The organism is Streptomyces sp. NPDC001843 (genome assembly GCF_042891955.1).
Classification (GTDB): domain Bacteria; phylum Actinomycetota; class Actinomycetes; order Streptomycetales; family Streptomycetaceae; genus Streptomyces.
Genome location: NZ_JBIATQ010000001.1, coordinates 792041 through 810184 on the forward strand (window position 1 = coordinate 792041; position 18144 = coordinate 810184).

Annotated in this window: 17 protein-coding genes and 1 pseudogene; 7 read left to right on the forward strand and 11 right to left on the reverse strand. The window is 70.8% G+C overall.

Features of this window, described 5'->3' with window-relative positions; genetic code table 11:
• Window positions 1-14: 14 nt before the first annotated feature.
• Window positions 15-1253 (reverse strand): RNA polymerase sigma factor, encoded by a 1239-nt coding sequence (locus tag ACFYZQ_RS03705; protein ID WP_389141891.1) that lies wholly within the window; start codon window positions 1251-1253, stop codon window positions 15-17.
• A 163-nt stretch (window positions 1254-1416) separates the two neighbouring features.
• Here ACFYZQ_RS03705 and ACFYZQ_RS03710 point away from each other — a divergent pair, with 163 nt between their 5' ends.
• Window positions 1417-1683 carry a hypothetical protein gene (locus ACFYZQ_RS03710; protein ID WP_389141190.1) on the forward strand — a complete coding sequence of 89 codons (267 nt, stop codon included), beginning with the start codon at window positions 1417-1419 and terminating at the stop codon, window positions 1681-1683.
• Between the two features lie 13 nt (window positions 1684-1696).
• Here the strand turns inward: ACFYZQ_RS03710 and dnaG are convergent, their stop codons facing one another.
• The 4 genes from dnaG to ACFYZQ_RS03730 form a co-directional block, all read right to left on the reverse strand.
• Window positions 1697-3601: a DNA primase gene (dnaG, locus tag ACFYZQ_RS03715; protein ID WP_389141192.1), complete on the reverse strand. Its 1905-nt coding sequence runs from the start codon at window positions 3599-3601 to the stop codon at window positions 1697-1699.
• Between the two features lie 47 nt (window positions 3602-3648).
• Window positions 3649-4914, reverse strand: a complete 1266-nt coding sequence (locus ACFYZQ_RS03720) for an NAD(P)/FAD-dependent oxidoreductase (protein WP_389141194.1) — start codon at window positions 4912-4914, stop codon at window positions 3649-3651.
• A gap of 104 nt (window positions 4915-5018) precedes the next feature.
• Window positions 5019-6335, reverse strand: coding sequence for a deoxyguanosinetriphosphate triphosphohydrolase (locus ACFYZQ_RS03725; RefSeq protein ID WP_389141196.1), 1317 nt, complete (start codon window positions 6333-6335; stop codon window positions 5019-5021).
• 264 nt (window positions 6336-6599) lie between these two features.
• Window positions 6600-7187: an NADPH-dependent FMN reductase gene (locus ACFYZQ_RS03730; RefSeq protein WP_389141198.1), complete on the reverse strand. Its 588-nt coding sequence runs from the start codon at window positions 7185-7187 to the stop codon at window positions 6600-6602.
• A gap of 88 nt (window positions 7188-7275) precedes the next feature.
• On the opposite strand from ACFYZQ_RS03730, the gene ACFYZQ_RS03735 reads away from it, so the two are divergent.
• A complete protein-coding gene (locus ACFYZQ_RS03735) occupies window positions 7276-7764 on the forward strand; it encodes a MarR family winged helix-turn-helix transcriptional regulator (RefSeq protein ID WP_389141200.1) in 489 nt (162 codons plus the stop codon).
• A 31-nt stretch (window positions 7765-7795) separates the two neighbouring features.
• On the opposite strand, the gene ACFYZQ_RS03740 is transcribed toward ACFYZQ_RS03735, so the two are convergent.
• Window positions 7796-8644, reverse strand: coding sequence for a sirohydrochlorin chelatase (locus ACFYZQ_RS03740; protein ID WP_389141202.1), 849 nt, complete (start codon window positions 8642-8644; stop codon window positions 7796-7798).
• A gap of 150 nt (window positions 8645-8794) precedes the next feature.
• Between ACFYZQ_RS03740 and ACFYZQ_RS03745 the strand changes: the two genes are divergently transcribed.
• Complete coding sequence (locus ACFYZQ_RS03745; RefSeq protein ID WP_389141204.1) at window positions 8795-9472, forward strand: vancomycin high temperature exclusion protein; 678 nt, start codon at window positions 8795-8797, stop codon at window positions 9470-9472.
• Window positions 9473-9572: 100 nt separating this feature from the next.
• On the forward strand, window positions 9573-11708 hold the full coding sequence (locus ACFYZQ_RS03750; protein ID WP_389141206.1) for a molybdopterin oxidoreductase family protein: 2136 nt from the start codon (window positions 9573-9575) through the stop codon (window positions 11706-11708).
• Here ACFYZQ_RS03750 and ACFYZQ_RS03755 read toward each other — a convergent pair.
• Window positions 11668-12033 (reverse strand): DUF6191 domain-containing protein, encoded by a 366-nt coding sequence (locus ACFYZQ_RS03755; protein ID WP_389141208.1) that lies wholly within the window; start codon window positions 12031-12033, stop codon window positions 11668-11670. The two genes, ACFYZQ_RS03750 and ACFYZQ_RS03755, sit on opposite strands and share 41 nt — an antisense overlap.
• Window positions 12034-12087: 54 nt before the next feature.
• On the reverse strand, window positions 12088-12528 hold the full coding sequence (locus tag ACFYZQ_RS03760) for a gamma-glutamylcyclotransferase family protein (protein WP_389141210.1): 441 nt from the start codon (window positions 12526-12528) through the stop codon (window positions 12088-12090).
• A 139-nt stretch (window positions 12529-12667) separates the two neighbouring features.
• Here ACFYZQ_RS03760 and ACFYZQ_RS03765 point away from each other — a divergent pair, with 139 nt between their 5' ends.
• Window positions 12668-14311: a M4 family metallopeptidase gene (locus tag ACFYZQ_RS03765; RefSeq protein WP_389141212.1), complete on the forward strand. Its 1644-nt coding sequence runs from the start codon at window positions 12668-12670 to the stop codon at window positions 14309-14311.
• Window positions 14312-14327: 16 nt separating this feature from the next.
• Here ACFYZQ_RS03765 and ACFYZQ_RS03770 read toward each other — a convergent pair.
• Window positions 14328-14953: pseudogene (locus tag ACFYZQ_RS03770) on the reverse strand (transposase family protein); the annotation flags it as partial.
• Window positions 14954-15567: 614 nt separating this feature from the next.
• Between ACFYZQ_RS03770 and ACFYZQ_RS03775 the strand changes: the two are divergent.
• Complete coding sequence (locus tag ACFYZQ_RS03775; protein WP_389141214.1) at window positions 15568-15969, forward strand: LamG-like jellyroll fold domain-containing protein; 402 nt, start codon at window positions 15568-15570, stop codon at window positions 15967-15969.
• Between the two features lie 118 nt (window positions 15970-16087).
• Here the strand turns inward: ACFYZQ_RS03775 and ACFYZQ_RS03780 are convergent, their stop codons facing one another.
• Both ACFYZQ_RS03780 and ACFYZQ_RS03785 read right to left on the reverse strand, forming a co-directional pair.
• Window positions 16088-16492, reverse strand: coding sequence for a PIN domain nuclease (locus tag ACFYZQ_RS03780; RefSeq protein ID WP_389141216.1), 405 nt, complete (start codon window positions 16490-16492; stop codon window positions 16088-16090).
• Window positions 16489-16746, reverse strand: coding sequence for a type II toxin-antitoxin system VapB family antitoxin (locus tag ACFYZQ_RS03785; RefSeq protein WP_389141218.1), 258 nt, complete (start codon window positions 16744-16746; stop codon window positions 16489-16491). The genes ACFYZQ_RS03780 and ACFYZQ_RS03785 overlap by 4 nt, the downstream gene beginning before the upstream one ends.
• Window positions 16747-17147: 401 nt before the next feature.
• On the opposite strand from ACFYZQ_RS03785, the gene ACFYZQ_RS03790 reads away from it, so the two are divergent.
• Window positions 17148-18125: a phosphotransferase gene (locus tag ACFYZQ_RS03790; protein ID WP_389141220.1), complete on the forward strand. Its 978-nt coding sequence runs from the start codon at window positions 17148-17150 to the stop codon at window positions 18123-18125.
• The last annotated feature ends 19 nt before the right edge of the window (window positions 18126-18144 follow it).

Below are 18144 nucleotides of genomic sequence, written 5' to 3' on the forward strand. Positions count from 1 at the left end.
GGGCGGCCCCCTCTTCAGTCGAGGTAGCCCCGCAGCTGGTCGGCGAAGGCGTGGTCCCGCAGCTTGTTGAGGGTCTTGGACTCGATCTGCCGGATCCGTTCCCGCGTCACCCCGAAGATGCGGCCGATCTCCTCGAGGGTGCGGGGGCGGCCGTCGGCGAGACCGTAGCGCAGCTGTACGACCTTGCGCTCGCGCTCGCCGAGCGTCGACAGGACGGCCTCCAGGTGCTCCTTGAGCAGCAGGAACGCGGCCGACTCGACCGGGCTGGCGGCGTCGCCGTCCTCGATCAGGTCACCGAGCGCCACGTCGTCCTCCTCGCCCACCGGGGCGTGCAGGGAGACCGGCTCCTGGGCGAGGCGGAGCACCTCGCCGACCCGCTCGGGCGGCAGGTCGAGGTGGGCGGCGACCTCTTCGCAGGTCGGCTCGTACCCGCGTTCCTGGAGCATCCGCCGCTGCACCCTGACGACCCGGTTGATGAGCTCGACGACGTGCACGGGGACGCGGATGGTGCGGGCCTGGTCCGCGAGGGCGCGGGACATGGCCTGGCGGATCCACCAGGTGGCGTACGTGGAGAACTTGTAGCCGCGGGCGTAGTCGAACTTCTCCACGGCCCGGATCAGTCCGAGGTTGCCCTCCTGGACCAGGTCGAGCATGGTCAGTCCGCGTCCGACGTACCGCTTGGCGACGGACACGACGAGCCGCAGGTTGGCCTCGATGAGCCGGCGCTTGGCCATCCGGCCCATCACGACCAGCCGGTCCAGGTCGCCGGCGAGCCGGCTGTCCAGGTCAGGGGTGCTGCTCAGCTTCTCCTCCGCGAACAGTCCGGCCTCCACCCGGCGGGCCAGCTCGACCTCCTCGGCGGCGGTGAGCAGCGGGATCCGGCCGATTTCGCGCAGGTACTGGCGGAACAGGTCCGAGGACGGGCCGGAGGTGTCGGCGCGGGCGGCTGCCGCCGGGGCTCCGACGGGCTCGGCGGCTTCGACCGGATCGGCGGCTTCGACCGGATCGGCGGCTTCGGCGGTGAGTGCCTCGACGGGCGGCTCCGCAGGCTCGGCCGCGTCCTCCGGCTCCGTCTCCGGATGGCGCGCGGCACGACTCTGCGACGGGACGACCGCGAACACCCCGCTCTCGGCGTCCGGCTCGTCCGTCATGGTGCTGTCGGTCTGTGTGAGGGTCTGGGTCTGCACGGGGGCGACCTCCAGGGTGATCGCTGCTGAGCGGAACCGCGGGGGTGCGACCCGTGGGGGACGGATCGGCCGCGCTCCGAGGACTCAGGCACCGCACCCCAGTGTGGGGGAAGACACATCGCCGCCACGAGGGGCTTGCGGTGACTTTTTGCGTTCACGTCGTGACCGGCCGGTTATCCAGGTCGTTTCCCCGGTGAGTGCACGGGCGCGGTGAGCCGGGAGGGGCGGCATGGGCGAGCCCAAAGAGCTGCGACAGCGGGTGGACGCACTGGAGGCGTTGGTCGACCAGGTGGACAAGCAGCAGGCGGTCACCCGGCACCTCGCCGAGACCGCGGAGATCGACGGGGCGGCGCTACGGGACCACCGGCGCCATGACATGGATTTCATGCGGGTGATGCGCGAGACCCGGCTCCGGCACAGCGAACTGCTTCGCGCCCTCGTCGCGGGCCGGCGGCGGTTGCTGGAGCACTTCGGGATCACGCAGCCCGAGCAGTGACCCGGAGCCGGCCTTACAGCGCCGCCGCCCCCTGCACGCGCAGCGCCTGCCCGTACTGCTGCAATACCCACAACTCGTTCTGCACGGCAGCGAGGTGGGCCGGGTCGCCGCCTGTGCTCAGGCGGGCCAGGGTGCTCTGGATGTCCTGGATGCGGCGGTCCACGGCGCGGCGGCGGACCCAGACCAGCTGCTCGCCGGCGTAGGCCTCGTCGACCGTGCGACGCATGATCGCTTCCACGGCCAGCTCGGTGACCATCGCGCGGACCGTGTCGTCCGGGGCCGCCTCCCGGACGCGGACCAGGTACTCCTGGGGATCCTGCGTGCCGTACTCGGCGCCGCCCGCCTCCATGATCGCCTGGCGTACGGCCGCGTAGGGCGCGGCGGTGAACTCGTCGATCCCGTACGCGTCGAAGGCCGGGGAGACCAGCTCCGGGCGCTGGAGGGCGAGTTTCAGCAGCTCGCGCTCCGTGGCGTACACCGGGTTGCGGAGGTTCAGTGCGGGGCCCGAGGTCGTGGGGCGGGGAGCCGCCGCCTGGTACTGCTGCTGGGGGCCGCGCGCCGGTGCCGGGCCCCTGCCGCCCCGGTCGCGGGCCCAACGGGCCAGCTGGGCCACCCGCTTGACCACGAACTGGGTGTCGAGGATGCCCAGCATCCCGGCGAGCTCCACGGCGACCTCGTGCTGGGCGCCGCTGTTCTTGATGCGGGCGACGATCGGGGCGGCCTCGTCCAGGGCGGCGGCCCGCCCCGCCGGGGTGTTCAGGTCGTAGCGGCTCACGATCTGGCGCAGCGCGAACTCGAAGAGCGGGGTGCGCGGTTCGACCAGGTCCGCGACCGCCTCGTCGCCCTTGGCCAGGCGCAGGTCGCAGGGGTCCATGCCGTCCGGCGCGATCGCGATGTACGTCTCGGCGGCGAACTTCTGGTCGTCCTCGAAGGCGCGCAGGGCCGCCTTCTGCCCGGCCGCGTCACCGTCGAAGGTGAAGATCACCCGGGCGGAGCCGTTGTCCATCAGCAGGCGCCGCAGGATCTTGATGTGGTCGCCGCCGAAGGCCGTGCCGCACGTGGCGATCGCCGTCGTGACCCCGGCCAGATGGCAGGCCATGACGTCGGTGTAGCCCTCGACGACCACGGCTCGGGAGGTCTTGGCGATCTCCTTCTTCGCCAGGTCGATGCCGTACAGCACCTGTGACTTCTTGTAGATCGCCGTGTCGGGCGTGTTCAGGTACTTGGGCCCGTTGTCCGCCTCGTACAGCTTGCGGGCGCCGAAGCCGACCACTTCGCCGCCGATGTCCCGGATGGGCCACATCAGGCGGCCCCGGAAGCGGTCGATGGGGCCGCGGCGGCCCTCCTGGGAGAGGCCGGAGAGGAGCAGCTCCTTGTCGGTGAAGCCCTTGCCGCGCAGATAGCGGGTGAGGTGGTCCCAGCCCTGGGGGCTGTAGCCGACGCCGAAGTGGACGGCGGCGGCCTGGTCGAAGCCGCGCTCGGCCAGGAAGACGCGGCCGGTCTCGGCCTCGGGGCTGGTGGCGAGCTGCTCCGCGTACCACTGGGCGGCGATCTTGTGGGCCTCGACCAGGCGGATCCGCTCGCCGCGCTGGTGGGACGGGTTGTACCCGCCCTCCTCGTAGCGCAGGGTGATGCCGGCCTGGGCGGCGAGCCGCTCCACCGCCTCCGAGAAGGACAGGTGGTCGACCTTCATCACGAACGTGATGGTGTCGCCGCCCTCCTGGCAGCCGAAGCAGTGGAAGAGTCCCTTGCTGGGGCTGACCTGGAAGGACGGCGACTTCTCGTCGTGGAACGGGCACAGGCCCTTGAGGTTTCCGCCCCCCGCGCCCCGAAGCTGGAGGTACTCGGACACGACGGAGTCGATCGGGACGGCGTCCCGTACCGCTTTCACGTCCTCGTCGTTGATCCGTCCTGCCACGCGTGAATTCTACGGGGGCGCGGTGACGGTTCTGGCTCCAGGAGGAGTCAGTGGACGAGGCTGTCGAGTGGTACGTGCGGGTCGGCCAGCGCCTCTGTGTCCACCGGCGCCGCGGAGCGGATCAGGTTCTGGATCGGCTCTGTGACATCCCACACGTTCACGTTCATCCCGGCGAGCACCCGGCCCTGCTTCACCCAGAACGCGATGAACTCCCGCTTGCCGGCGTCGCCCCGGATGACCACCTGGTCGTACGTCCCCGGCGGGGCCCATCCGCTGTACTCCATGCCCAGGTCGTACTGGTCGGTGAAGAAGTAGGGCACGCGCTCGTAGGTGACGTCCTGGCCGAGCATCGACCGGGCCGCGGCCGGGCCGCCGTTCAGGGCGTTGGCCCAGTGCTCCACCCGGAGTCTGGTGTCGAAGAGGGCCAGCGGGAAGGCCGCGACGTCACCGGCCGCGAAGATGTCGGGGTCGGAGGTGCGCAGCCGTGCGTCCACCACGACACCGCCGCCGTGCGCCCGGTCGACCAGCTCCAGGCCCGCCGCCTCCGCCAGGCCCGTGCGCGGAGCCGCGCCGATGGCCGCGAGGACGTCGTGCGCCGGGTGCTCCTCGCCGTCGTCGGTACGGGCGGCCAGCACCATGCCGTCCTGGCCGACGATCTCGGTGAGCCGGGCCCCGAAGTGGAAGCGGACCCCGTGCTCGCGGTGCAGCTCGGCGAAGACGTTGCCGAGCTCGGGGCCGAGGACGTTGTGCAGCGGGGTCGGGTTGTGCTCGATGACGGTGACCTCGGCGCCGTACTGACGGGCGGCCGCCGCCACCTCCAGGCCGATCCAGCCTGCGCCCGCGATCACGATGTGCCCGTTGTCCCGGCCGAGCGCGGTCAGCACGCCCTTGAGCCGTTCGGCGTGGGCGAGACGGCGCAGATGGTGGACGCCCGCGAGGTCGGTGCCGGGGATGTCGAGGCGGCGGGGCTCCGCGCCGGTGGCGAGAAGCAGCTTGTCGTAGTGCACGAGGGTGCCGTCGTCACCGAAGCGGACCGTCTTCGCGACCCGGTCGATCCGGTCGACGGTCTGGCCGAGGTGCAGCTCGATGTCGTTCTGCGCGTACCAGGCGGGTTCCTGCACGAAGACGCTGTCGCGTTCCTCTCTGCCGAGCAGGTAGCCCTTGGACAGCGGCGGGCGTTCGTACGGGTGGTCGCGTTCGTCGCAGATCAGTATCACCCGGCCGGTGAAGCCCTCCGCCCGGAGCGTTTCGGCCGCCTTGGCGCCGGCCAGTCCTCCTCCGACGATGACGAACGTCTGGTCCGCGTCGACCACTTGATGCCTCCTCGTAAAGGTGCCGCCACATGGGAGCGTCCCGCACTGTGCGTGATGCGGGAAGGGGGAGTGACCCGATCAGGCCACGGAGGGTCACATTTTCTTCACCCCTGCCCCTTCAGTCTCGCGTGCAACGAGCGGGCGGAGGCGTCGGTGAGCGAAGCGATCTGGTCGACGATCACCCGCTTGCGGGCATGGTCGTCGCCTGCCGCGTCGAACAGTGAGCGGAACTGCGGGTCCAGGCCGTCGGGGGCGCGGGCGGTGAGCGCCTCGGCGAGCTCGGCGACGACGATCCGCTGGTCGGCGCGGAGCCGCTCCTGTTCGGCGCGCCGCATCACGTACTGGTCGGCGACCGCCTTGAGGACCGCGCACTCCATGCGGGTGGCGCGCGGTACGACGAGTTCGGCGTCGTACCGGGTGAGGCGGCCGCCGCCGTACGCCTCCCGGGTGGCGGTCTCGGCGGCCAGGCAGAACCGGCCGATGAGCTGGCTGGTGGCGTCCTTCAGCCGGGCCTGGGCGACCGCCGTGCCGTCGTATCCGTGCGGCCACCACTCCTGGTCCAGGAGCCGGTCGAGGGCCTCGTCGAGTTCGGCGGGGTCGGTGCCGAGGGGAACGTACCGGCCGATGGCGACCGCGAAGACCGCCTGCCGTTCCGGTCCGGCGTGCAGACAGGCCGGGTCGATGTGGCCGGCGTGCAGTCCGTCCTCGACGTCGTGCACCGAGTACGCCACGTCGTCCGCCCAGTCCATGACCTGGGCCTCGAAGCAGGTGCGTGTTCCGGGGGCGTCCTTGCGTGCCCAGTCGAAGACGGGCCGGTCGTCCTCGTACACCCCGAACTTGCCGGACGCCGGGTCGGTGGGGTGGGCGCCGCGCGGCCAGGGGTACTTGGTGGCGGCGTCCAGAGCGGCGCGGGTCAGGTTCAGGCCGACCGAGCCCTGCGCGGTGAAGCGCTTGGGCTCGATGCGGGTGAGGAGCCTGAGGGACTGGGCGTTGCCCTCGAAGCCGCCGCAGTCCTCGGCGAACTCGTTGAGGGCCTGTTCGCCGTTGTGGCCGAAGGGCGGGTGGCCGAGGTCGTGGGAGAGACAGGCGGCTTCGACGAGGTCGGGGTCGCAGCCGAGGGCGGCGCCGAGTTCCCGGCCGACCTGGGCGCACTCCAGGGAGTGGGTGAGCCGGGTCCGGGGACTGGCGTCCCAGGCGGCCTGGTTGGGCTCGCCCGGGGTGACCACCTGGGTCTTGCCGGCGAGGCGGCGGAGCGCCGCGCTGTGCAGGATGCGGGCGCGGTCTCGCTGGAAGGCGGTGCGGCCGGGGCGTTTGTCGGGCTCGGGGGCCCAGCGGTCGACTGACGTCGGGTCGTAGCCGGGTACTGTGCCTTTGCCTGCGGTGCCTTTGCCTGCGGTGCCTTTGCCTGCGGTGCCTTCCATGGTTCGACAGTACGGGGCGGCAGTGACAATCCGGAGTTGCGGGGCGCCTACTTGTCTGCCGAGTTTCGTTGGATGGCGGATGCGGTTGCCTTGTGGCTTGTCGGGCCCACGCGGCGGAGCCGTACATCGGGCACAGCCCCGCGCCCCTGGGCCGTCTCCGGCGATCGTTCCTGAAGGTCGGTGATCTGCCACCGCCTCTGCCGCGGCGCCGGCGATCGGTGAGGACGACAGCCAGGGGCAAGCCCCGGCCGTCGCAGGCGAGTTTCACGCAGCCATGGCGGTACGCGCCTTGGCCTCGCGCACCCCGCGCAGCGCGCCGGACCAGGTGATCACCTGATCGAGCATGTCCGCCACGGCAGTGTCGAGGCCCTCCTGGGGGACGAAGGTGCCGGTGTGGAACGAGGGGCGTATCGAAATGGTGGGCTGGGCGCGGACTGTGGCCACCTGGAGTTCGGCGAGTACGAGCCGCAGCGCCTCGGCGGCCCGGGCCCCGGCGACCCAGCCGCCGTAGCTGATGATCCCGGCGGCCTTGTCGTTCCACTCCCGGTAGACGTAGTCCAGGGCGTTCTTCAGGGCTCCGGGGTAGGAGCGGTTGTACTCGGGGACGAGGAACACGTAGCCGTCGAAGCTGTCGATGAGTGCGCCCCAGGCGCGGGTGTGCTCGTGCTGGTACTGCTGGAAGTTCGGGTTGCCGGGCTCGTCGAGGTTGCCGAGGTCGTGGTCGGCGAGGTCGATGAGTTCGAAGTCGGCGCCGCCGTGGGCGCGGGCGGCCTCCAGCGCCCAGGCGGCGATCTGGTCGCCGCGGCGTCCGGGGCGGGTGCTGCCGAGGATGAGAGCGATGCGAAGCACCATGGTCTTCCTTCCGGGAGAGTTGATGCGTCAACTCTAGGCCGATAGCAGTTGATGTGACAACTCTGCTGGTCGCGGTATCCTCGGCGACATGACGGAGACTCGATCGCTGGAACCCGAGGAGTGGGAGTTCTGGGACACCTGGATGCGCGCGCAGCGTCTGCTCACCAGGGAGCTGGAGCGTGGTCTGCAGCGTGACTGCGACATCTCGAAGGCCGAGTTCAGCGTGCTGGTGACGCTGTGGCAGGCCGGGGGCCGCGAGATGCGTGTCGGCGAGCTCTCCGAGTCGCTCGACTGGGACAAGAGCCGGGTCTCACACCAGCTGACGCGCATGGAGAAACGCGGCTTCGTCAAACGCACTCAGTACGGGGCCGATGGCCGCCGCGCTGGGATCGGGCTGACCGCCGAGGGGCGCCGCGCCGCCCAGAGCGCCATCCTCGTGCACGGCGGCAACATCCGCCGCCACTTCCTCGACTCACTGACCCCCGAGCAGACATCGGTCATCCGGGCATGGAGCGAGCAAGCAGTCGATCGTCTCGAGCCGCACCGCGGCGCGGCTGCCGGCGACGGCACCTCCTAGACCGCGTCACCAACCTGTCCGGACAGCACACCTAGGCGGCTGTCGTCACCGGGGTTGCCAGCGCTTCGGTGTAGCGGTGCAGGACCAGGTGGGCCATCGCTTCGTGGGCGCCCAACGGGGCCGAGGCCATCCAGGGGGCGGCGTCGGCGCACTGGGTGGCGAAGCGGCCGGGGGCCGTGAAGCAGGAGGCGACCGCGACGCGGTGGCGGCCCCGGGCGGCGAGGGCCCGTACGGCCGTCTCGACGGTCGGCGTCGCGGCGGAGGCGTACGCGGGGACCACCGGGACGCCGAGGCGCTCGGCGAGCATCCGGGCCGTGCGGCGGGTGTCGGCCGCGGAGTCCGGGTCGCGGGAACCGGCGGCGGCGAGGACGACGCCGCTGGTCCGACGGGTGGCCTCGTCGATGTCCGTGGGCCAGCCGGCCTCCACCAGACGGTCGTACAAGGTCCGCGCGAGGAGCGGGTGCGGGCCGAGCGGTGCGGCCACGCGCGTACGGGCGGTGGCCGCGGCGGCCATCTCCGGGATGTCCTGCTTGACGTGGTAGCCGCGGCTGAGCAGCAGCGGCACGAGCACGGCCGGCGTGTCGCCGAGCGCGGCGAGGGTGTCGGTGAGCAGGGGCTCGTTCAGCTCGATGTGGCCGAGGCGCACGGACAGTCCGGGACGCAGCTCCCGTACCCGTTCCATCAGGGCGCGGACGGTCTCCAGCGCGCGCGGGTCACGGCTGCCGTGCCCCACGAGGACGAGGGCGGGCGGGCCGGGGCGACGCCTGCCGTCCAGGGTGACCAGGCCGAGCCGGCCGGCGAGGCGGCTGCTGATGCCCGCCATGATGTCCGCCGTGCTGCCGACACGGAACTCGTCGCGGGGAGGGTTCGAGGCCGTCATGGAAGGATCCTGACGGCAGGACGTTGCGCCCTCGTTGCACGGCCGTCACGGGTATTTTCCGGCGCTTCACCTTGCGGGTCCGCGCGGTGTGAGCGAACCGGATCACACCGCGCCGCGTCCTCCTCGACGGGAACGGAGAAGGGGGACCCCGTGAGACTGCGTCGACCGCGCCTGCCGCGCACCCGTGCCGGGTGGCGGCGGCTGGTGCAGGCCGTGGTGGCCGGATGGGTGCTGGCGCTGCTTCCGGCGACCTGGCTGTTCGTGTCGACGGCCGACCGGTTGCGCACCACGGCGGACGTGCCGCGCACCGATGTCGCCGTCGTGTTCGGGGCGGGGCTGTGGGACGGCGAGCCGTCGCCGTACCTCGCGCACCGGCTGGACGCGGCGGTGCGGCTGTACCGCGCGGGTCGGGTGAAGGTCGTGCTCGTCACCGGCGACAACAGCCGGAAGGAGTACGACGAACCGGACGCCATGCGCGCCTACCTCACGAAGCGGGGCGTACCCCGCTCCCGTGTGGTCAGCGACTACGCCGGCTTCGACACCTGGGACTCCTGCGTGCGCGCCAGGAAGATCTTCGGCGTCGACCGGGCCGTCCTGATCAGCCAGGGCTTCCACATCCGCCGCGCCGTCGCCCTCTGCGAGGCGGCCGGCATCGACTCCTACGGCGTCGGCGTCGACGCCAAGCACGACGCCACCTGGTACTACGGCGGCACCCGCGAGGTGTTCGCCGCGGGCAAGGCGGCCCTGGACGCGGTGTTCAAGCCGGATCCACGGTTCCTGGGGCCGAAGGAGCAGGGGGTGGATCGGGCGCTGGCCGCCGGGCGGTGAGGGCCTCACCGCGGTCCGGCCGCGGCGGGGAGGTCACCGTCCCGGCCGTGTAACAGGGAGCCGTCACGGCACGTAACACGTGCGCAGCACGCTGGGCGGTATGGAGACCACCTCGACGCCCACCCACTGCCCGTACTGCGCCCTGCAGTGCGGGATGAACGTGTCGCCCACGCCGGGAGGGGGCGTCGAGGTGCTTGAACGCCCGGACTTCCCGGTCAACCGGGGTGCGTTGTGCGGCAAGGGACGGACGGCGCCGGTACTGCTGTCCTCCGCGGTGCGGTTGACCTCGCCGTTGGTGCGGTCCGGCGGTGAACTGGTGCCGGCCTCCTGGGAGGAGGCGCTGGACCGGGTCAGCGCGGGCCTGTCCGCGGCGCGTACCGCGTACGGTCCCGACGCGTGCGGGGTGTTCGGCGGCGGCGGCCTCACGAACGAGAAGGCGTACGCGCTCGGCAAGTTCGCGCGGGTCGTGCTGGGCACCTCGCAGATCGACTACAACGGCCGCTTCTGCATGTCGTCGGCCGCCGCGGCCGGGACCAAGGCGTTCGGCCTGGACCGCGGGCTGCCGTTCCCCCTCGAGGACATCCCGAGGACGGGCTGCGTGATCCTGGTCGGCTCCAACCTCGCGGAGACCATGCCGCCGTCGCTGCGCTTCTTCAGCGAACTGCGCGACAACGGCGGCACGCTGATCGTCGTCGACCCGCGCCGCACCAGGACCGCCGAGCAGGCCGACCTGCACCTCGCGCCCCGCCCCGGCACCGATCTCGCGCTGGCGCTCGGCCTGCTGCACCTGGTGGTGGCCGAGGGCCGCACGGACGAGGAGTACATCCGGGAGCGCACGGCCGGCTGGGAGGAGGCCCGCGCGTCCGCGATGGCGCACTGGCCGGAGCACGTGGAACGGATCACGGGGGTGTCCGTTCCCCAACTCCGCGAGGCGGTACGGCTGTTCTGTGAGCCCGAAGCCGCGATGGTACTGACCGCGCGCGGGCCCGAGCAGCAGTCCAAGGGCACCGACACGGTGGGCGCGTGGATCAACCTGTGCCTGGCGACCGGCCGCGTGGGCCGCCCGCTGTCCGGGTACGGCTGTCTGACCGGGCAGGGCAACGGGCAGGGCGGGCGCGAACACGGCCAGAAGGCCGACCAGTTGCCGGGCTACCGCAAGCTGACCGACCCCGCCGCCCGGCGGCACGTGGCCGAGGTGTGGGGCGTGGACGCCGACAGTCTGCCGGGCCCGGGCCGCAGCGCGTACGAGCTGCTGGACGCGCTGGGGACGGACATCAGGGCGCTGCTGCTGATGGGTTCCAACCCGGTGGTGTCCGCGCCGCACGCCGGGCACGTGGAGGAGCGGCTGCGGTCGCTGGACTTCCTCGCGGTCGCGGACGTCGTCCTGTCGGAGACCGCCGCGCTCGCGGACGTCGTGCTGCCGGTCACCCAGTGGGCCGAGGAGACCGGTACGACCACGAATCTGGAGGGCCGGGTGCTGCTGCGGCGGCAGGCGGTCACCCCGCCCGACGGGGTCCGCAGCGACCTGGAGGTGCTGCACGGGCTCGCCGCCCGGCTGGGCGTGGAGAAGGGTTTCCCGACCGACCCGGAAGAGGTCTTCGGGGAGCTGCGCCGGGCGAGCGCGGGCGGGCTCGCGGACTACTCGGGGATCACCTACCGCCGGCTGGCGGAGGAGAACGGGGTGTTCTGGCCGTGCCCGGAGGTGGTGGAGGGGGCGACGAGCGTCGGCTCGGTGGACGACGGTCCAGCGGACCCCGGGGAGGCCGCCGTGCACCCCGGCACGCCGCGCCTCTTCCTCGACCGGTTCCCCACCGAGGACGGCCGCGCCCGGTTCGTCGCCGTCACGCACCGGGGGCTGGCCGAGGAGCCGGACGAGGAGTACCCGTTGCTGCTGACGACCGGCCGGGTGGTGTCCCAGTACCAGTCGGGCGCCCAGACCCGGCGCGTGCCGGAGCTGAACACCGCCGCCCCCGGCCCGTTCGTGGAGCTGCACCCGCGACTGGCGGCGCGGCTCGGCGCGGCCGAGGGCGACCCGGTGGCCGTGGTGTCGCGGCGGGGCCGTGCGGTGGCGCCGGCCCGCATCACCACCGGTATCCGTCCCGACACCGTGTTCATGCCCTTCCACTGGCCGGGCGAGGGCCGCGCCAACACCCTCACCAACCCGGCGCTCGACCCGACCTCGCGAATGCCGGAGTTCAAGGCGTGTGCGGTACGGGTGGAGGCGGTGCGGTCCTAGGGCGGGCATGCCCGGAGCGTGACATCCGTACGACCGCTGTCCCTGCGGCCAGGTCCACCGTCGTCCTGTTCGGCGGGGCACCGTCATCCTCGTTGTCCGGTATGACCAGTGACGACTGCCGCTCCTTGAGCTCGTTCTGCTTGCCCGGGGAAAGGCTCGCATGCAACTGTTCGAATCCGGTCGCTGATATCTGGCCCTGACGTGCGCTGTTCCGCCACGGCAGCACGCCGGCCCGCCCCGCGCGCAATAGCAGCTGGTCGACGAAGGCCAGCAGGGTCAGCACGATGACCAGCCCGGGCAGGGTCATGAAGAAGACGAAGGGCATGTCCGGAGTATCTGGGCCGAGCCCGCGCGATGTCACCCCTGCGGTGAACGGTCGTCAGCCGGGGCTGCTCCCCTGGCGCCCGGCGAGCCAGTCCCCGCCCTCGATCCGCGTCCCCCGCTCGCGCAGCCGCGCCGCGACGGGGGGCGCGGCGACGTACACCCACGCGCGCACCGAGGTGCCGTCGGCCTCGCGGACGACCCGCCGCTCGACCCGCTCATACAGGTTCCGGCCATTCCCGGGCGCGTACTCCTCCAGCCGGTCCAGCGCGGCGAGCAGCCCGGCGTACGCCTCCGGCAGCGCGGTCACCAGCTCACCTTGCACCGTCGCGCCCGGCTCCTCCACGGCGTACGGGTAGCCGGGTCCCGCGTACAACACCGCACTCGGCAGCCGCGCCGGCTCCGCGGAGCGGGTGCGGCCGCGCAGGAAGACGTGGTGGTTGGGTTCGCCGGGGCGGAGGGTTCCGTAGACGAAGAAGGGCAAGGTCGGCACGGTCACAGAAACGATTCTGCATCCCCTCCGAGTCCGCACACATCTCCTCGTAGGCGCTATGGACATGACATGTCCGGGGCCCTTAAATCTCAGGGACATCAGCGCGCCACCCCCACGCCTTCAGGGCGCCTTCCCTAGGAGACCGATGAGTCGGACACGGCACAACCGAGGATCCCGTCTCGCGACGGCCGGCATCGCCGCCACGACCGCCACGCTGCTGGCCGCAGCACTCTCCCCCGCCGCGCACGCCGACGGCAGACCGACCAGGGCCACCGCGATCGAGAACGCGGCGTCGGCACTCCTGGCCCACGCCACCGGCCTGGGTCTCACCTCCACCCAGGACACCAGCGTCCGGGACGTGATCGTCGACAAGGACGGCACCCAGCACGTCCGCTACGACCGCACCTACCGCCAACTCCCGGTCCTGGGTGGCGACTTCGTCGTCCACCTGGCCCCGAACGGCACGTACCGCAGCGCCGACCGCGCCACGAGAAGCGCGATATCCCTGACCTCGATCACCCCGAAGATCTCCGCCCCCAAAGCCGCCGACCTCGCGGCGAACGCCCTGCGCGCCGCCAACCTGGGCGATGCCCTCAGGCAGTTGAAGGCCAAGCCCGAGCTGGTGGTCGACGCCCTGCACGGCAAGCCGCAGCTCTCCTGGCGCACCAACGCCGTCGCCAAGGACTCCCTCGGCAACCCGGTCGCCCGCACCGTCCTGACGAACGCCCTCACCGGCGCGCAGATCGACGCCTGGGACAGCATCGAGACGGCGACCGGCGACGGGCAGTCGCTGTACAGCGGGACAGTACCGCTGGAGACGACGCAGTCCGGGTCCTCGTACCAGCTGACCGACCCCACCCGCGGCAACACCTACACCGGCGACGCCGCGAACAAGACCGACCTGTGCATCTTCGGCATCTGCATCAGCCGCGCCCCCTCCACGGTCTTCACCGACACCGACAACCACTGGGGCACGGGGACTGCGAGCGACCGCTCCTCGGCTGCGGTGGACGCCCAGTACGGCACCAACGAGACCTGGGACTACTACAAGAACGTCCACGGCCGCAACGGCATCGCGGGCGACGGCAAGGGCTCGTACAACCGCGTCCACTACGGCAACGCCTACAACAACGCCTTCTGGGACGACAGTTGCTTCTGCATGACGTACGGCGACGGTGACGGCACGACCTTCGGCCCGCTGGTCGCCCTGGACGTCGCCGGCCACGAGATGACGCACGGCGTCACCTCCAAGACGGCCGCCCTGACCTACTCGGGCGAGTCCGGCGGCCTGAACGAGGCCACGTCCGACATCCTCGGCACGATGGTGGAGTGGTACGCCAACAACTCCTCCGACAAGGGCGACTACCTGATCGGCGAGCGCATCGTCCGCCCAGGCTTCGGCAAGGCGGCCCTCCGCTTCATGGACAAGCCGTCCAAGGACGGCAGTTCGGCCGACTACTGGTCCTCGTCGGTCAAGAACCTCGACGTCCACTACTCCTCCGGCGTCGCCAACCACTTCGCGTACCTCCTCGCGGAGGGCAGCGGCGCCAAGACCATCAACGGCGTCAGCTACGACTCCCCCACGTCCAACGGCAAGACGGTCACCGGCATCGGCCGCGACAAGCTCGGCAAGATCTGGTACCGCGCCCTGACCGTCTACATGACGTCCTCCACCAACTACGCGGGCGCCCGCACGGCGACCCTCAACGCGGCGAAGGACCTCTACGGCGCGGGCAGCACGGAGTACAACGCGGTGGCGGCGGCTTGGAGCGCGGTCAACGTGAACTGAGGGCGGTGAGGCCGGCGCTCTGGCGGGGCGCCGGCCTTCCGCACACAAGGTGGCGGTGAGTCTCCCACCGCCCCCAGCAAGGGGTACGGACCGTGCCGTCGGCACCCCGGTAGCCCTTGTCGGCCCAGCACGTGATGCCGGCCTCGGCGAGAGCGTCGACGATGCCGTGCTCGCGAGCTGCGCGGATGTCGTGGACGGCACCGGGCAAGGCAGGTGAAGCCCATAACAGTCGGCCGAAGGGATCGGCCAGGACCTGCACGTTCACCCCACGCCTCTTATGCCTCCCCGAGTAGTAGGGCCGGTCCGCAGCAATCCGGTCGATCGGCAGCAGGGTCCCGTCCAGTAGCACGAACGCCTTGGGCGATGCTGTCCGGACCGCCTCCGCAAGAGTCGGCGCGAGAGCGGCCAGGACCTCGACGGCCTCGGTGATGTACCGGTACGCGGTCGTGGTCCCGATACCGAACCCGGCCGCGAGCTGCGCATACGGGTGGCCGTTGCGGAGATGGGCCAGCGTGAGCAGGGTCTGTCGGCCGGCACTCAGGCGCCGCCAGCGGGTACCGAGCTCCCGGCGGCGCTGACGGAGCTTGGTGGACAGGAAGCGCGAGAACTGGACAAATCAACACCGGACGGGTAGACAAGCACAGGAAGCCTCTGGCGGAGACAGATTTCTTGGTCGAAAACCCATCTACCAGGCGCTTCACCTGTCTGTCAGTCCAACTGCTCTGCCGGTCTGGCAAGTTGGCAAGACCTCAGTGCGCCCCCTGCGTGTGACGCGCCATAGAATCCCAGCATGCCTTCCCCGAAAGCCCGCCGCACCTTGCTGGTTACCCTGCTGGTCGTGGGACTGGCCGCATTCGGCTCCTACGCTCTGCAGCCCGTACGGGAAGCTTGCACGCTTACCTCCGGACCGTATGGCTCCACCTTTACCCCAAACAGCTCCCACACCTTCGGCAGCGGCCGGTGCGGCGAAGAGCGCACGCGCTTCATGGCCTGGCTTGGGGGATAGGCGCACCCAACCGGATGAGATCGACCACCTCGGAATGCCGATGCAAGTTGGGCCTGGCAGCCGCGCTGGCAGGCGGAGCCTCCTGGGCCACCGACACTGGCCGCGGGACAGCGCTGAACCTCAACGGCACGTCCGCCTACGCGTCGACGAACGCTCCCGGCGTCGACACCAGCGGCAGCTTCACCGTCTCGGCACGGGTCAAGCTCAACTCCCTTTCCGGGGGCAACTCCACCTTCGTCTCGCAGTTCGGATGCGCCATCGTCGGCGCCGCCAACGGATTCCAGCTCTACTACTCGTCCGGCGCCCAGGTCCGGGCCTTCGGCCGTCACACGACAGCACCGGCTCCTCTTTCACCGCCGCGTACGGCTCGAAGGCCGTGGCCGGCAAGTGGACCCACCTCGTCGCGGTCTACGACGCGGACACCGGGCAACTTCTGCTCTACGTCAACGGTCACCTGTCTGCCGTGAAGACGTACACCGGCACCGTCTGGGACGCGGGCGGGGCAGTTCAGTTCGGGCGTCGGCTCTCTCAGGGCACCTACGGGGAGTACGCGAACGGCCGTCTCGGTGACGTCCGCCTCTACGGAACGGACCTACCCCCGGCGGACGCGGCGGCGCCGGGCGGCGGTGCGGTCCTGTTGCAGCTCGGCTGAGTGCACGTGGTGCGGGAGGGCCGGCGCCCGTTCAGGCACCTGCCCTCTCGTGTGGCGTCCCAGTCAGCCGAGGCATCCCGTGGGGGCGCCGTCTTGTCGTGCGGGTTGCTCGTACGACTCAGTCGACAATGCGGCGTACCGGCTGCCCGGTGACGCGGGCAATGGTCTCGAAATCGGAGTCTTCGTGCAGCACGGTCAGCTTGTGGTGTTGTGCAGTGACGGACACCAGAAGATCGACCGGGCTCGCGCACTGATGCCAGCCACGGTCGGCGAGGTCCTGCTGGAGCGCGGCCGAGTCCTCCCAGGCGGAGTCGCGCATCGGGTAGTACGGAAAGGTCTCCCGCAGCAGCCCGTCCGCCTCGATGTACGCCGGTCGCCCGCCGACCGCTCGCAGGAACTCCTGGCGCACCGGTTCACACAGGCCCACCAGACCGGAACCGACGAGCTGGTCCCACTCAGGGCCGGTCTGCCCCCGATAGAACCGGATCAGTGCGCTGGTGTCGACGAGAAAGGACTCACTCACGCCGCGTGGTGCTCCGAGCCGGCTGCGGCTTCAGGCCCGGCAGCATGCGTCTTCGCGGGTTCCTCGATGACCGAGAAGTCGATCTCCCCCGCCGCGACCATCTGCCGCATCCGCTCCACAGCCGCCGCGCGCCGACGCCGGTCCACGATCTCCCGAAGCGCGGCGTTGACCGTGTCCTTCTTGGTGGTCGTGCCGAGGTGACGGGCGGCTTCGGCGAGCGCTTCGTCGTCGAGGTCTATCACAGTACGGGACACGGCGCCTCACCTCACTTGTATATACGATTCAGAAAGAAGATATCACAGGCCCGGGACGGCTCAGCCCCAGCGTGGCCCTTGCCTGCATCACGAGGTCGCCCTTTCGGCACGCGAAAGGGCCTGTCCAGGCGCCGCCCCTCTTGGGTGACGCTCCTCCGGTCAGGCGACGAGTTCCGGTTCCTGCTGGGGGCTTCGGCCCGTCGACCCCCCGTCGGCGCTTGAGGCCACACAGCGGTGGAGCCCGAAGAACACGCGTGGCGGAATGCTCGCGCTGAGGCCGCCTGCCCGGCGGGTCGTCGGCCCCTGTCGGCCACCGAAGCTCATCGAATAATGAGTTGCTGCACCCCGAGGCCAGCGTGCAATGGTCACGGTCGGCCATCAGCATCCGGAGAGGTATCTGAATGCACGACGCAGTCGACTTCATAGCGGAGACCTACGAACTCGGCAGCGGGCCGTGGACCATGGCACCCGTCGCCCGGGGCGCGTTGGGGCAGATCTGGAAGCTGTCCGGGAACGGCTCCTCGTGGGCGGTGAAGGAACTCCTCTTCGGCTGCGACGAGGAACAGGTCCGCAGGGAGGCCGCATTACGGAATGCCATGGAGGGCCTGGGTGTCGCGTCGCCACGGCTCATCCCCAATTGCCACGGCACACATGTCTCACAGCTCACCGCCTCTTCGGGCGGGTCCTACGTGAAGCTGTACGACTGGGTCGACGGCACGGCGGCGGATGCAGCCGACCCGGGCATCCTGGACTGGTTCGGCCGCACCATGGCACTGCTGCACACCGCGGGAGAGGGCGCGAGCCAGACACCGGACTCCTGGTACGAGCAGTGCCCACAGGACACCGACTGGAAAGACCTGCACCAGAGGGTGCGTCAGGCCGGCGTGCCGTGGTCGGGCGCGCTGGGCCGGTTCATCGGCACGTCCGCGGCGGAGCTGGCGCGGTGGGTGACCGCGTCCGGTCCCGGTGATCTGGTGACGTCGCATCTCGACCTGCAGCCCCAGAACGTTCTGGTCGGCCCCGACGGGCCGGTCCTCCTCGACTGGGACAACACCGGGCCCATCTCGGCGGAACGGGAGTTCGCACGTGCCGTCTACGTATGGTCGGGTGGCCATCGGGCGAACCTGGATGCAGCCCGGCGACTGGCGCGGGCCTATCGCAGCGCCGGAGGCCGCGCCACCATCACGGGACCGGAGTCCTTCTCGATGCTTTTCGCGACGGCCCTCAACTACATCCGTGTCCAGGCCGAGTGCGCCATCGACCCGACCGTGACCGCCGCGCAGCGCGAGTTCGCGAGCAAGCAGGTCGTCGCCTCCTTGGGCAGTGCGCCGGACCTGACGGCCGTCTCCCGGTTGGCCGCCGCGCTTGAGGAGGCGTAAGCGTGCACCTGAGAGGGCC